This window comes from Flavobacterium turcicum, assembly GCF_011365745.1.
Taxonomy (GTDB): domain Bacteria; phylum Bacteroidota; class Bacteroidia; order Flavobacteriales; family Flavobacteriaceae; genus Flavobacterium; species Flavobacterium turcicum.
In genome coordinates, this window is the sequence record NZ_JAAOBY010000001.1 from 899,704 (window position 1) to 915,606 (window position 15,903).

The 15,903-nt window shown below is 34.8% G+C and carries 12 protein-coding genes; 9 read left to right on the top strand and 3 right to left on the bottom strand.

The genetic code is table 11. From position 1 onward, the window contains the following. Nucleotides 1–75 precede the first annotated feature (75 nt). A complete protein-coding gene (locus G9Q29_RS03950; protein ID WP_166133473.1) occupies nucleotides 76–591 on the bottom strand; it encodes a porin family protein in 516 nt (171 codons plus the stop codon). Between the two features lie 225 nt (nucleotides 592–816). Then, entirely contained in the window at nucleotides 817–2,526 is a 1,710-nt protein-coding gene (gene lysS, locus G9Q29_RS03955; protein WP_166133475.1) for a lysine--tRNA ligase, read from the bottom strand. Nucleotides 2,527–2,788: 262 nt separating this feature from the next. On the opposite strand from lysS, the gene G9Q29_RS03960 reads away from it, so the two are divergent. Then, nucleotides 2,789–3,517, top strand: coding sequence for a hypothetical protein (locus G9Q29_RS03960; RefSeq protein WP_166133477.1), 729 nt, complete (start codon nucleotides 2,789–2,791; stop codon nucleotides 3,515–3,517). Between the two features lie 112 nt (nucleotides 3,518–3,629). Then, on the top strand, nucleotides 3,630–4,346 hold the full coding sequence (lipB, locus tag G9Q29_RS03965) for a lipoyl(octanoyl) transferase LipB (protein WP_166133479.1): 717 nt from the start codon (nucleotides 3,630–3,632) through the stop codon (nucleotides 4,344–4,346). A 4-nt stretch (nucleotides 4,347–4,350) separates the two neighbouring features. Here the strand turns inward: lipB and G9Q29_RS03970 are convergent, their stop codons facing one another. Continuing rightward, nucleotides 4,351–5,010 (bottom strand): ribonuclease HII, encoded by a 660-nt coding sequence (locus tag G9Q29_RS03970; protein ID WP_166133481.1) that lies wholly within the window; start codon nucleotides 5,008–5,010, stop codon nucleotides 4,351–4,353. Between the two features lie 196 nt (nucleotides 5,011–5,206). On the opposite strand from G9Q29_RS03970, the gene G9Q29_RS03975 reads away from it, so the two are divergent. From G9Q29_RS03975 to G9Q29_RS14850, 7 genes are all read left to right on the top strand, one after another. Beyond that, complete coding sequence (locus G9Q29_RS03975) at nucleotides 5,207–8,317, top strand: SusC/RagA family TonB-linked outer membrane protein (protein ID WP_166133483.1); 3,111 nt, start codon at nucleotides 5,207–5,209, stop codon at nucleotides 8,315–8,317. Nucleotides 8,318–8,336: 19 nt separating this feature from the next. Further along, on the top strand, nucleotides 8,337–9,833 hold the full coding sequence (locus G9Q29_RS03980; protein WP_166133485.1) for a RagB/SusD family nutrient uptake outer membrane protein: 1,497 nt from the start codon (nucleotides 8,337–8,339) through the stop codon (nucleotides 9,831–9,833). Nucleotides 9,834–10,044: 211 nt separating this feature from the next. Then, a complete protein-coding gene (locus G9Q29_RS03985; RefSeq protein WP_166133581.1) occupies nucleotides 10,045–12,003 on the top strand; it encodes a putative porin in 1,959 nt (652 codons plus the stop codon). Between the two features lie 175 nt (nucleotides 12,004–12,178). Further along, entirely contained in the window at nucleotides 12,179–13,540 is a 1,362-nt protein-coding gene (locus tag G9Q29_RS03990; protein ID WP_166133487.1) for a pyridoxal-phosphate dependent enzyme, read from the top strand. 135 nt (nucleotides 13,541–13,675) lie between these two features. Next, nucleotides 13,676–14,170, top strand: a complete 495-nt coding sequence (locus G9Q29_RS03995; RefSeq protein ID WP_166133489.1) for a 3'-5' exonuclease — start codon at nucleotides 13,676–13,678, stop codon at nucleotides 14,168–14,170. 97 nt (nucleotides 14,171–14,267) lie between these two features. Next, nucleotides 14,268–15,542, top strand: coding sequence for a DUF2851 family protein (locus G9Q29_RS04000; protein WP_166133491.1), 1,275 nt, complete (start codon nucleotides 14,268–14,270; stop codon nucleotides 15,540–15,542). Nucleotides 15,543–15,601: 59 nt separating this feature from the next. Beyond that, the gene (locus G9Q29_RS14850) at nucleotides 15,602–15,829 is read left to right on the top strand and encodes a PspC domain-containing protein (RefSeq protein ID WP_166133493.1); all 228 of its coding nucleotides are present in this window, start codon (nucleotides 15,602–15,604) and stop codon (nucleotides 15,827–15,829) included. Nucleotides 15,830–15,903 lie beyond the last annotated feature (74 nt).

Sequence of the window (15,903 nt, forward strand, 5' to 3'; positions counted from 1 at the left end):
TTAGATTGTTTTTTGCATTAGTAAGCCAACTCTGGGAAGGGTTGGCTTACTTGTTTTTATATAGTGAAGAAGTGCTTAAAAATGCAGTGCAAAACCTATGTTTAGTTGTAAAGCATTATCATAGAATTGTTTGTGTGTAGCTAGATTGTATCTTATTCCAGGTTCAATACTCACGTTTTTTCCTAAAAATAAGGCGTAACCAATTTGTGTACCAACATATGTAGGATTTAATTCAGCATCCCCAAAACCGATACCGTTATACGATAGTTCAACAGGAATTAAACCTTTGAAATAGTATTTTGCTCCAATTTTGTAGGCAATAGGTTCACCAATACCATCAATTTCTCCGTAGCCCAATCCAAGTTTAATAGCTAGATTATCCTTAATAAAATAGCCACCCTCTGCTCCAATATTAAAGGAGTTTACGCCATTGGAATTACTGAAATATAAAGCAGTAGAACCTACATTATTTCCAAAACCAGTATTGGCTTCAATTAACCACTTGCCTTTTAATAGTTGGCCATCTTTGGCTTGACCATTTGCAAATGCAAATGCGCAAAGTGTAAATAAGGATGTTGTAAATTTTTTCATATCTATTTTTTTAAGTAAAAATAGAACTTAAAACAAAATATGTATGATTTTTAATACATATTTAACATCTTTGTGGTTTTGTCGAAAATCATCGAACTCAAATGTATCTTTTAAAATTAGCTAAGGTTTAGTAGCAGGAAAGCTCTGTTATTGTAACTGGAGTTGTTCCAAAAAAAAAAGGAACTCCATTACGAAGTTCCTTTTAATGTTCTATTATAAGATCTGTTATTCCTTCAATCGGCAAGCTTTCACATCGCCATCCACTACAACTTCGGTCATTCCTAATGACGAAAGGTTTTTCATGGCTTTATCCCATTTTTTACCGCTAAGTCCTGCATTGTTCTTTAATAAACCAAACTCCATTTGATTGTTATTTGCTTGCAAAAGTGTTACAATTAACTTTTCGTCTTCTTCAAGTTCAATTTTAACTTGTTTTTTCTCAGGACGCATTTGTGGAAACAATAATACTTCTTGAATTGATGAATTATTAGTTAAAAACATCATCAAACGGTCCATTCCAATTCCCAATCCAGAGGTAGGTGGCATACCATATTCAAGAGCTCTCAAGAAATCTTCATCTATTGTGCCGTTCGCTTCGTCATCACCTTTTTCTGCCAAACGCATTTGATCTTCAAAACGTTCTCTTTGATCAATTGGGTCATTTAATTCTGAGTAGGCGTTGGCAACTTCTTTACCGCAAACCATTAATTCAAAACGTTCTGTAAGTTCTGGATTGTCGCGATGTTGCTTGCAAAGTGGCGACATTTCCTTTGGGTAATCCGTAATAAAAGTTGGCTGAATGTAATTTCCTTCACATTTAGCGCCAAAAATCTCATCAATAAGTTTCCCTTTCCCCATCGTTTTATCAACGTCAATTCCCATTCCTCTCGCTGCTTCAAACAATTCCGCTTCTGTTTTTCCTGAGATATCAAAACCAGTAAAGTGTTTGATAGAATCTGTCATCGTAACGCGTGCGTAAGGCGCTTTAAAATTGACTTTATGTTCTCCAAAAGTAGCTTCGCTAGTACCATTTACGCTTACAGCGCAATGTTCCAGTAAGTTTTCGGTAAATTTCATCATCCAGTTGTAGTCTTTGTAGGCTACATATATTTCCATAGCGGTAAATTCTGGGTTGTGCGTGCGGTCCATTCCTTCATTTCTAAAGTTTTTAGAAAACTCATACACCCCATCAAATCCACCAACAATTAATCTTTTTAAGTACAATTCGTTCGCAATTCGCATGTATAACGGAATGTCTAATGAATTGTGATGCGTAATAAATGGCCTTGCAGCGGCTCCTCCAGGAATAGGTTGCAAAACTGGAGTTTCAACTTCAAGGTAGCCCGCGTTGTTAAAAAAAGAACGCATGGCGTTAAACAACTTGGTACGTTTGATAAACGTTTCTTTAACGTGATCGTTTACAGTTAAATCAACATAACGACGGCGGTATCTTTGCTCAGGATCGGCAAAAGCATCATAGGTTTTACCATCGGCATCTGTTTTGACAACAGGAAGTGGTTTCAACGCTTTAGCAAGCACCGTTAATCCGTAAACATGAACAGATATTTCACCAACTTGAGTCTTGAAAACCGTTCCGCGTACCCCTATAAAATCACCAATGTCCAAGAGTTTTTTGAACACTACATTGTACATTGTTTTTTCCTCGTCATTCGACACATCATCTCTCGAAATATATACTTGAATACGGCCTTCGGCGTCTTTCAATTCAGCAAATGAGGCCTTTCCCATGATACGTTTTCCCATCAAACGTCCTGCTAAAACCACTTCTTTTCCTTCATACTTTTCGAAATCGGCAAGGATTTCGCTAGAATATGCGGTGGTGATAAATTCGGCTGCTGGGTAAGGCTCAATGCCTAAATTACGTAATTCGGTTAGTGCTTCTCTGCGTAATATTTCTTGTTCGGATAATGCCATTTTATGCTGATTTTAAGAGCGCAAAGATACTATATAAGTTTTTAAATCTAAAGCTTAAAATACAAGGTTTTTTGAAGCACATTTTTTCGTTTTTTATAAACGTTTTTCCCGCTTTCCACTATATCTTTTTTACTTGTTTAAAAAAAACAAGTAAAAAAGGATGCCGCTGCAATCGGGGCTAAGGGAGTCGTTTTATTTTTTCAGTAGCTGATTTTTTAAATGTAAAATTCGTACTTTTGAATTCTTGTTCTAAAATGAAATTATGAAGTATCCAATCTTGGCTTTATTGCTATGCTTTTGCTGTCTAAGTTGTCAGGTAAGCGAAACCTTAACTGTAGATGAAAAGGGTCAAGGTTCAATTACCGTCACCGAGCTTCGAGATGAGCAAAGTTACATGCAGCTTGTAGGCGAGGAGTATACAAAAGAAACTTTTTTTAAAGATACTACTTATTTTTTTCAAGATGTGATTTCGAAACATCAAGAAACATTTGGGCGACTTCCTGATTCTGAAAAAGCAATTTTTCAAAAGTACGCAGCTGTTACCGTACATGAATTTAAAAGTGCAATCGAGAAAATCTTTCGAACCACAATAAAACACTCTTTTAATTCAGTAGAAGAAATTCCTGATTTGTACAAAACAGAAGATTATGCAGATGATATTGTAAATAATTATGCATTAGTAGCCGAGGAACATTATTACTTGGTCAGCTTTGGTTTAAAAGACAATGTATTTTCTCGGAAAGTGAAAATTACGAATCCAACCGAATTGAAAAAGCAGCAAGATGAAATTAGCAATCTTAAAAAGCGATACGAAGCATTTAACCTCAAACAAGATCTAGTACTAGATTATCATTTTGCTCGAAAAATTAAATGGGTTTCCAATCCATCAGCTCAAATTAGTGAAGATCGTAAATCATTGCAGCTAAAATTGCTGCTCTCTGATTGTTTATCTAACCCTGAAAGTACGAATTTAGAGGTATTTTTTGAGTAAGGAACGAAACTCATAACAACTTTTCTTCGCTTTAAACTTTGTACCTTTGCACTCATTATATATATAGGTTGTGCACTATGTACTGCATAATCTCCAAAAATTGCATCTAGGCATGAACAAAACCATTCAATTACAGGATTTAGGATTACAAGATTATAAGCAAACTTGGGAGCTTCAAGAGGAACTATTTAAAGGAATTGTTGATTTAAAAATTCGAAATCGCAGAGAAGAGCTCGACTTGGCTACGCCCAATTATTTTCTTTTTGTTGAGCATCCTCATGTGTATACACTTGGTAAAAGTGGTGACTTAGATAACTTGCTTTTATCCGAAAATCAATTAGAGGCAAAAGGCGCTAAGTTTTATAAAATAAACCGAGGTGGTGATATAACTTATCACGGACCGGGACAAATTGTAGGTTATCCTATTTTAGACCTTGAAAATTTCTTTACAGACATTCATAAGTATTTACGTTTCCTAGAAGAAGCCATCATTCTTACCCTCCAAGAATATGGTCTAACCTGCGGCCGAAGCGAAGGCGAAACAGGCGTTTGGTTAGGTGTAGGAACACCATTTGCCCGAAAAATATGTGCGATGGGAGTGCGTGCCTCTCGTTGGGTGACTATGCATGGCTTTGCTTTAAATGTAAATGCTGATTTGGGATATTTTGATAATATTATTCCGTGTGGTATTCGTGGTAAAGCAGTAACTTCTTTGCAAGTAGAGTTGGGGGTTGAAAAAGTAGATGAAGCCGAGATGAAAAGTAAGATAATCAAACATCTTACCGTTTTATTTGAAGCCCAATTTGAAGAGACCACTATTAAGGAGTAAATTTTTATAATTCTAATTCGTATTGTTCTGGTAAAAGTCTAAACGACATACGGTGGTATTTAGTAACTCCGTATTTACGTATAGCTTCTCGGTGTTCTTTAGTTGGGTAGCCTTTATTTTTTTTCCAGTTATACATTGGGAATTCTTCGTGTATTTGATCCATGTACGCATCGCGATAGGTTTTTGCTAGAATAGAGGCAGCTGCAATACTCCTATATATAGTGTCACCTTTGATAATGCTTGTGCTTTTAATATTGTTCAGGGTTTCTATTTCATGTGTGGTGAATAATCTGCCGACTCTTTGTTTAATACCGCCTTTTGGAATAAAAGGGCTGTTACCATCGACTATTATAGATTTGGGTTGAACAGTAAGGCCAATAATACATTCTTGCATTGCTCTTATAGATGCGTTTAAAATGTTTAACTCATCTACAGCGGTAGCGTCCAAATGAACTACTGAAAAAGCTACTGCTGCGCTTTCTAGAATAGGTTGAAGTTTTAATCTAGTTTTCTCTGATAATTGTTTGCTGTCGTTTAAAAGTTCATGTTTGAAATTTGGTGGTAAAATAATAGCTGCAGCTGTGACGGGGCCTGCTAAGCAACCGCGGCCTGCCTCATCAGTGCCAGCCTCCAAAACAGCTTCTAAAAAGTAAGATTTTAACATTTTGTATTTTTTGTGTAAAAGTAGATAAATTCTTTAAATTTTGAGTTATATGGAGGCGAAGTGCTGCTATTGTTGTGATGTTAGTTTTTTTTATGTAAATCTTTTAAAGATTATATTTTGTTAAAAAAAATCAAATGCTTGCTTATTTAAGATTTATTTGTGATTTTTGCGATATAACTAATTCAATTTATTAAATATGAGATCAAAGTACAAATGGATTATGACGCTACTTGTAGCGTTTTCAATGCACTTATCGTTTGCTCAGGAGAAAACGATAACTGGGGTGGTAACAGATGTTACCGGTCCTCTTCCTGGAGTTAATGTTGGAGTAAAGGGTTCTAAGACTGGTGTGCAAACAGATTTAGACGGTAAGTATTCTATTAAAGCTAAAACGGGCGATGTTTTAGTGTTTTCATTTGTAGGTATGACTGAAACAACTAAAGTAGTAGGTGCTGCTAGTAGTGTTAATGTCTTAATGACGGACAATGCGAAGGTTTTATCTGAAGTTGTTGTTCAAGGGTATAGAACAGTTACCAAGAAAACTGCCGTTACTGCCGTAGCTACAGTTACGTCTGCATCTATTGAAAATCGTCCTAATGCGAATGTTATGAATACATTGCAGGGACAGTTAGCAGGTGTAAATATTGCTACAGGTACTGGTCAACCGGGTTCAAAATCGACTGTTATTATTAGAGGTCTTGGTACATTAAATGGAAATTCAGATCCATTATATGTTATAGATGGTTTTCCATCTAATAGTGATAACTTTAGATCTTTTAATCCAAATGACATAGAGTCTGTATCGGTTTTAAAAGATGCTGCTGCAATTGCTGAATATGGATCTAGAGGTTCAAATGGTGTGATTGTAGTTAAAACTAAAGGTGGTAAATTTACAGACGCTAGAACAACATTTAAATATTCTACAAACTATGGTGTAAGTGAGCTTCAAAAACCTAAATATAGAATAGCCAATGCAAAACAATTACTTCAAATTGAGAAGAATAGAGGTATAGGTTATGGATCTACTTTGACAGATGCTCAAATTAGCGCCTATAATATTGATCAAAACTGGGTAGATGTTTTCTTCAGACAGGGAACCTCTGTTAATCATAACTTAGGTATTGAAAACAATGGTAAAAATCTTAATTCATATACATCTTTGGGGTATTTTGAACAAGAGGGTACATTGAAAACAACTAAATTGCAAAGATTTTCATTGAGATCGAATATTAATGGTAAATCAGCCAATGAAAAGTTCAGATTTCAAGTAAATTCAGCCGTAAACCATAGTAAAAGTAATGAGGCGCTTTCACTTGGAACTGGTGGTGTAAATCAGAATTATGTGTTAGGAGCATATCAAGCTGCACCATATTTAAGTGCAGATAAGTATGTAAGCTCTGCTCAGACATTTTTAGATTTCTCTGGGGTAGGTAACACATTACCTGGAACTGCAGATTTATCGCTGACTCCTTATTTTTTAATTGACAAATTAAGAACTTTTGCTACTTCTAATGAGGAGACAAGAGTAGATGTAGCAACTGATTTTTCTTATAAATTAACCAATGATTTGACAGCTAGATCAAGAGTATCAGGACAATTGTTGTCCAATAGATTTTTCCAAGCTACATTTCCTCGTTCATTTAATGCACTTCTTTTTAACTCAGCTGGTTCAGCTAGTACTGTTAATAGTACACTTAATAATCTTCCGTATGTTGAATTTGATGGTTCAGAATCAATCGGTCAAAGGAGAGAATTCTTCTTTAACAATCTGTATCAATTAGCTTACAACAAGGTTGTTGGTTCGCATACGCTTAATGTAAGTTTAAACGCTGAGTATAATTATTCTCAACTTAACGTTAATAACTTTACTCAAAATGGTTTGGACATTGCTTTGTATAAGCCTAATACTGGTGCTGGATACATTGCTGACAATACAACTGGTGCTAATGACTTTTATGTTCCAACTGTTGCTGCGAGTAATTTAAGAAATGATTTGATTTCGTATTTCGCATCGGTTGACTATGATTTCAAAGGGAAATACGGTTTATTAGGGTCATTTAGGAGAGATGCTTCAAGTAGATTCTTGAAAGAAGATCGTAATGGTGATTTTTATTCTGTAGGAGCAAGATGGAATATAGATGAAGAAGATTTCATGAGCTCGCTAGAATTTGTTGATGTATTAAAACTGAGAGGATCTTATGGAACTGTTGGTAATCAGAGAATCATCAATGGTACTGTTTTTGCAGGAATTGTTCCGCCAGCCTATGTTACAACATTTGCAGGAGTTACAGGTGGTGCAAGTTATGCAGGGCAAGCTACGTTTAATCCTACTTTTGGAGCACCTGGTTTAAAATGGGAAACAACAAAGCAATGGAATATAGGTTTAGATTTTGAGTTTTTTAAATCGAGAATAAGAGGTTCATTTGATAAATACAACAAAGAAACAGTTGATCAATTTTTTACTGATCCTCAGTCACCTGCATTTGGAGCATCTGGATTCTTAAGAAATTCTGACGCTACTGTATCCAATGATGGTTATGAATTAGGTATTGCATTTGATGTTATCAGAAATCGTGATATGACTTTTACTTTAAGAGCTAATGGTTCTTACAATAAAAATACTTTATCAGGCATTACTGCAAATGATGGAAGAATACCTAATGGGAATTTAATTAATAGAAATGGTGGACCTGCATTTGAATATTATACAATTCCTTACGCTGGTGTAAATCCTGTAAATGGTAATTTGTTATTTGTAAGTAAATCAGGCGGAACTACTGAGAATCCTATAGAAAGTGATAGAGTTGAAACTGGTAAAAATTATTTACCTGTGTATCAAGGTGGGTTTGGTTTTGACTTCAATTACAAAGGATTCTTTATTGCTTCTACTTTCACTTTCGCTGCAGAGGTGTTTAGATTTGATCGTGATGAGGAAATCTATTACCAACAGTCAGGTTATGGTGATTTTAACAAGTCATATGATCTTTTAAATGCATGGACTCCTAATAATACTACTTCAAATATTCCAAGTTTAACTGCTGGTAATGAAGGACAAGATGATAATTCTGATCGTTTTTTACGTGATGCATCTTACATTAGACTTCGTAATGCTCAAATAGGGTATAACGTTCCACAGAAGTTTTTGGATAAAACGTTCTTGACTGGATTGTCTTTTACTCTTCAAGGAGAAAACTTAGTTAACTTCACTAAATGGCAAGGTTTTGATCCAGAGAGTGATAGAGCAGCTGATAGTCGTCAGTATCCAACACCAAAGATTTTTACCTTCGGAGTGGATTTAAGATTTTAATTTAAAATATATATATATCATGAAATTTAATAATAAATTATTGTTTTTTGCGGTTTTTTTGTCTCTAGCATCATGTGATACTGACTTATTAGAGCCACAAACACCAGGGGTGCTTACTGAAGAGTTAGCAATAAGGTCTTCTGCTGATTTAACAAGGCTAACAAATAACATATATGTGGCTTTGTACGGTAGATCTGACATTGAATTTACTTCTGTTTTTACAGATGAAATTGCTCCCGGAATTACTAATGGTGGTCAAGGTATTAATGATAGTTATGCATTTCTTCTTACCCCTTCATCTGCATCTGCAAATGGTATTTGGACCACTGCTAATGTTACTTTAGCAAGGGCTAACAAAGTTATTGTAAATGCCGATCGTTTGTTGCTTGACCCTATAATCAGTGCCAATGCTGCACAAGTTAACGCAATTAGAATTTTGAAAGCAGAGGCTTTAACATTAAGAGCTTATGCACACCTAAGATTAGTATCTTACTTTTCACCTAATCCAAAGGATGATGCTGCTTTGGCCGGTGTCCTTGCACTAACTGAATTAGCTTTAGATGCTAATTTTCCTAGAGCTACAAACGGAGCAACTTATGCTGCTATTCATACTGACTTAGATAATGCAATTGCTTTATTTGGTACTGCTGGTTTGAATCCTATCAGAGCAAATAGATTTGCTGCGAGAGCATTGAAAGCTCGTGCTTACGCTCTTAAGGGTGATTATCCTAATGCTTTAACTCAAGCAAATTTAGTTATTACTGCTTCTGGTGCTCCGGCATTATCTACATTTAGTACTTATCAATCTGTTTTTACTGATGCTTCAGCAGGTGAAACTTTATTGAAGCTTGGAAGAGTAGTTAATCAGTCAGCACAGGCAACTAATTTAGGTAATATCTATGCATCAGTAAGTTCAACCATAAACGGTTCTCCATTTTATGAAGTTAATAGAGCTTTGTATAATGCTTTACCTAATGGTGATGTTAGAAAACTTGTAATCCCTGATGCTACTTCTATTATTGATCCAAATTATTTAACATCGACGAGCTATAAAACTACAGATGTCATTCCAGTTGGTAAACATCCTGGTACACCTGCAAGAGGTCAATTAAATGCTGATTTCAAATTAATTAGAATGTCTGAAATGCATTTAATTAAAGCAGAAGCTGAGGTAGCTGCAGGACAATTGTTGACTGCTGCTAATACATTAAAAGTTTTACTTGATGCACGTTTTGCAACTCCGCAGCCTGCTCCAGTATTTGCCACTGCTCAAGATGCTTGGAGGTTCATATTGAACCAAAGAAGGATTGAATTTGCTTTTGAAGGATACAGATTTATTGATCTTAAACGTTTAGGTGGTGCTGCTTTTGCTAATGTTAGTATTGACAGACATCCGTTAGACTGTACGGCTAGTGTTAATTGCACCTTGCCAGTTACTGATTATAGATTTGCTTTGCCAATTCCAACTGTAGAGACAAATCCTAATCCAACGATTACTCAAAACCCTGGATACTAATTAGATTTTAAATCTTTTTTGGAGATTTAGTATATTTATTAAGACCGCAAGTACATACTTGCGGTCTTTTTGTTTTATTTTACTTCGCTAATTTTGAATTTGTAAATGTTTAGTACTGTTTTCAGTAGTAATTTTTAGAGTTTTTTTTTAATTGACTCATCATTTAAAGGATTAGATTTATCTTTACACCTTAAATTATGATATTTTGAATATGAGAATCGTTTTTCTACTTTCCTTTATTTTGTTTTCTGTATTTGTGAATGCGCAGGATAAAGAACAAAACGCAAACAAAGACCAATCCCAATCAGGTATGGTAAACGCGCAAAAGAAAAGTGTCGACAAGGTTGCTACTTTAGATTTGTACCGTTTCATTAGTTTAGAAAACGACACAACCTATATAGATACGTCGCTTACCATTCAAAAGGAGTACAGTCACAACTATTTGCGAAGAGATATTTTCGGGCTGTTGCCGTTTTCAAATGATGGGCAAACTTATAATACTTTGCAATTTGGTTTAAATGGGTATTCTCCATTTCCTGAAATGGGATTCAAGGCAAAACATTTTAATTTTCTTGAGGCTAATCAAATTCGTTACAACTCTGTAGCTACGCCTATAACCGAACTTTATTTTAAAAGCACGGTTGGTCGTGGCCAATCTGTTGATTCGTTCCTTAGTTTAAATACATCTGAAAATTTGAATTTTAGTATCGCTTATAAAGGTCTTCGTTCAGAGGGTAAATATTTAAACCAACTTTCTAGTACTGGTAATTTTAGGTTTACAGTTAATTTTAATTCTAAAAACAAAAGGTATTTTGCCAAAGTACATTATACCTATCAAGATATTTTAAATGAGGAAAATGGTGGCATTACGACAATAAATGATTTTGAAAGTGAGAATCCAAGTTTTAATAACCGACAGCGTTTTGAAGTTTTTTTAAACGATGCTAAATCTTTTCTAAAAGGAAGAAGGATTTTTTTGGATCAAAATTTCAGAATCAATCCTAAACAAGGTAGCAATAACTTATCGGTAACACACCAAATTAATTATGAAAATAAATTTTTTGAATACAACCAACTAACAGTACCCTCAAATGTTGGCAGTACAGAGGTGAATCGTTTTGGAGCCTCATTTACCGATTCTGGTATCAATGACCAAACTCGTTACAACCGAATGTATAATAAAGCAGGTCTTGTTTACGAGAATACTTCTTTGGGTTTGTTTGAATTTTTTATTGATGATTTTCGTTCTAATTATTACTACAACCGTGTTTTGTTTTTTGATAATCAAGTACCTATTCCAAATGCGTTTAGTCAAAACATTAATTCAGCTGGTGGGCAATACACATATAAAAAAGACAATGTTCAAGGTAAATTTTTATACTCGCGTAGCATTACTAATCAGTCTTTGTCAAATCTGGATGTACAAGTCGCTTATGACTTGAACGATGATTATCAATTCACTTTTCAGTACCAAAATTTAAATAAGTTACCCAATAATAACTACAATTTATACCAAAGTAGTTATATAGAATACAATTGGTCTAATAATTTTAAAAACGAAAAAATCAATGTTATCAAAGGAACGGCTACTACTCCTTTCTTGAATGCTGAGCTTAATTTATCGGTTCTCAATGATCATTTATATTTCGCAGATGTAGCAACCGCTGAACAAAAAAGCGAGCGTACACAAATAATTGCACCTGCACAGTACAATGGAACAATTAAGTATCTTTCTTTAAAATTAGGTAGAGAATTTCAGTTTGGCAAATTCGCTCTTGACAACACCGTGGTGTATCAAAAAACAGAACAAAATGATGCTATTTTAAATGTTCCAGAACTAGTGACGCGCAACACCATTTATTACTCTGATTACTTGTTCAAAAATGCACTCTTCTTGCAAACAGGTATCTCTTTAAATTATTTTTCTAAATATCTTGCCAATGAGTACAATCCCGTAATTGGTGAGTTCTTTGTGCAAAATGAGAAAGAAATTGGGAATCATCCTAATTTAGATTTCTTCATCAATGCAAAAATTCAGCGCACGAGAATATATTTCAAAGTAGAGCATTTCAACTCTCCTTTTACCGGTAATAATTTCTACTCATCTCCAAATAATCCTTCTCGTGATTTCACGATTCGTTTTGGTTTAATTTGGAATTTTTTCAATTAATCCGTTTGGGCGTTTTTACGTGCTATCCGCTCTATCTTTTCTTGCTTTAAGAAAGCAAGCAAAGGATGCCGCTACTATCACGAACGCAATCTGTCCTGAACATATTTATTTTGTAACAAAACACTATCTTTGCGATCGTTTTTGTAACAGATCTTAATTTTAAATACACTTTTTTATGCATTACGCAGAAAATATATTAGGTACTATTGGTAATACTCCACTAGTAAAACTAAATAGAGTTACCGCCGAAGTTGATGCCTTGGTACTAGCAAAAGTAGAAACTTTCAATCCGGGAAATTCTGTAAAAGACAGAATGGCTATGAAAATGATTGAAGATGCTGAAGCTGATGGTCGTTTGCAACCTGGAGGAACTATTATTGAAGGAACTTCTGGTAACACAGGTATGGGATTGGCTTTGGTTGCTATCATCAAAGGATATAAGTTAATATGCGTTATTTCAGATAAACAATCCAAAGAAAAAATGGATATTCTTCGTGCCGTAGGTGCTAAAGTTGTAGTTTGCCCAACTGATGTTGAGCCAACTGATCCACGTTCTTACTATTCTGTTTCCAAACGTTTGGCTGAGGAAACTCCTAATTCTTGGTACGTCAATCAATACGATAATCCTTCGAATGCAATTGCACATTACGAGCAAACAGGTCCGGAAATTTGGAAACAAACCGATGGTAAAATAACTCATTTTGTAGTAGGAGTAGGAACCGGTGGAACCATTTCTGGGACAGCGAAATATTTAAAAGAACAAAATCCAAACATTAAAATTTGGGGAATTGATACTTACGGTTCTGTTTTTAAGAAATACCACGAAACTGGAATTTTTGATGAAAATGAAATTTATTCATACATCACCGAAGGAATTGGAGAAGATATTTTACCTAAAAATGTTGACTTTTCTCTAATCGATGGTTTCACAAAAGTGACTGATAAAGACGCCGCAGTTTACACCAGAAAAATTGCTTTAGAAGAGGGTATATTTGTTGGGAATTCTGCTGGTGCAGCCATTAAAGGTTTGTTGCAATTGAAAGATCATTTTACACCTGAGGATGTTGTTGTAGTACTTTTTCACGATTCAGGAAGTCGCTATGTGGGTAAGATGTTCAATGATGATTGGATGCGTGAAAGAGGTTTTCTTGAAGATGAAATCACAAAAGCAGCTGATGTAATCAAAGATCATATCGATAAACCGCTTGTGGTTGTTCGCACCGAGGAGTTGGTTTCGCATGCTATTGAGCGTATGCGTAAATACAAAATATCACAAATCCCAGTAATAGATATTAATGGATTTGTTGGTTCAGTTGACGAAAGTGACTTATTTCAAAGCTATGTCGCGAACAAAGACGTTGCCGATAAACCGATTAAAGATGTCATGGGCAAACCATTTCCAGTTGTAAGCGAGAGCACTCCAATTGATGAAGTGTCTCGTTTGTTTACAAAAGAAAATGCTGCTGTTTTAGTAGAACTTTCTAATGGCAAACACCATATTATCACAAAGTACGACATTATTGGGTCGATAAAATAGGGTCAGAATTTCAACCGCAGTACAGCAAGATCTAGCTATATACGTTTTGATTTGTTGTACTGTGGTTTTTTTATGTCCTGCACCCAACCTTATCCCACAGCTTTCAATTCGTTTAATTCTTATCATTCACAATCTATGACATTTACAGCTATTGATTTTGAAACTGCAATTTCTTTCCATCCTTGTTCAGTTGGTATTGTTACCGTTCAAGACGGAATAATTGTCGATGAATACGTAAGTTTGATTCAGCCACCTAATAATAGTTATAGTCCGTACACTATTGCGGTCCATGGCATCACACCAAAAGACACGCGTTTCTCGCCTACTTTTCTGGATGTTTTTCCTGAGATTAAAAAACGCTTGCAAGGGCAAATTGTAGTAGCGCATAATGAAAGTTTTGATCGGTCTGTACTTCAAAAATCGATGGCGATGTATGAATTACCATATCAAGATTTAGATATAAAAGACCGTTGGGAGTGTACAGTGAAATTGTACAGAGCAAAAGGTCTAAAGCCTACAACACTTAAAGATTGCTGTAGTGTGATGAATATTATATTGCAGCATCATGAGGCTTTATCTGATGCGCGTGCTTGTGCGAAGCTATATGTAGCTCATCTTTTAGGTGCGTAGTTATCTGACTGTGTGGCTTTAACTGTTTTATAAATCTTTATTTTCTTATTAAATTATAATCTTTTTTTGTACATTAGGTCTGTTTAAATTTAGATCTATGAAGGAAGATTTTTTACATTATATCTGGAAATTTAAAAAATTCAGCAGTTTCGAAATGACAACTACAAGTGGTGAGGCTGTAACTGTGATTGCTGCTGGTCAGTATTTGGAATTAGCAGGTCCTGATTTTTTTAATGCTCAAATCACAATTGGTGAACAAAAATGGGCTGGAAATGTTGAAATCCATGTAAAATCGTCTGATTGGTATCTTCATCATCACGAGCAAGATCCTGCTTATGAAAATGTGATCCTTCATGTTGTGTGGGAACATGACACCGAAATTTTTAGAAAAAACAACAGTACCATTCCTGTTTTAGAACTTAAAAATTACGTAGACGCTCAAACGGTGCAAAATTACACTGTTTTAGTAGAGTATAAGTCTTGGATTTTTTGTGAAAAACAGCTAGCAAGTACAGCAAATTTTGTTTGGAGTAATTGGAAAGAGCGTTTGTTTTTTGAAAGATTAGATCGTAAAGCTACACCTATTTTTGCGTTTTTAGTCCAGTCACAAAACGACTGGGAAGCTACTTTGTTTTGGTTATTGGCCAAGAATTTTGGGTTAAATACCAATGGGGATATTTTTTTAAGGATGGCGCAGTCTATTCCTTTTTCAATTATTCGCAAAGAGCGCTCAGAGCTTGCTAATTTGGAAGCTTTATTTTTTGGTTTGTTAGGCTTGTTGGAGCCAGAGCATGAAGATGCGTACTTCAAGGATTTAAAATTTAGATTTTTGTATTTGGTCCACAAGTACAATTTGGAGACACGAGTTGAAGGTACAGTGCAGTTTTTTAAACACCGTCCTGATAATTTTCCAACTGTTAGATTGTCACAACTAGCACAATTATACCATCAAAATGCCAATTTATTCGAACTTTTGATGCAAGTACAAACTATTGAAAAATGGTATCAGCTGTTTGAAATTTCAGCATCTTCTTATTGGGATTTGCATTATCAATTTGATAAAAATAGTATTAAAAGAACTAAAAAACTATCTAAGTCTTTTATCGATTTAATCCTAATCAATACCATAATTCCGATGCAATTTGCTTACGAAAAGAGTAAAGGAGGTGAGGTTTCAGATAATCTATTGACGATTATGGAAGGAATTGCTGCAGAGAAAAACGCTATAATTACTAAATTTTCTAGTTTTGGTATTGATGCTAGTAATGCATTTGATTCGCAAGCCCTATTACAGCTCAAAAATGAATATTGTAATAAAAGCAAATGCTTAGAGTGTGCAATTGGGGTCGATTTATTAAAAGCGGGACTTTAATTTTACTAGAGTTATTTCATCCTGTATTTTTTGTAGATTTGTTCTAACAATTAAATAGTATGTCAGTAATTATAAAACTTAAGTTTTTTTTCGAAAAACACGGATTCCATGTGTCTTCACGATTGGCAGATACTTTAGGAATGCGTGCTAGTAGTGTGCGACTTTTTTTTATTTACTTATCGTTTGTCACCGCGGGTTTGTGGTTTGCAGTGTATCTAACACTGGCTTTTTGGATTAAGTTAAAAGATCTTATTCGCGCTAAGCGAACATCAGTTTTTGATCTATGACTAGTCCTAAATAATCGATACAGATTATTAAACAAAAATAATTAATTAAACACTTGCTGGATCGTTCTTGCAAG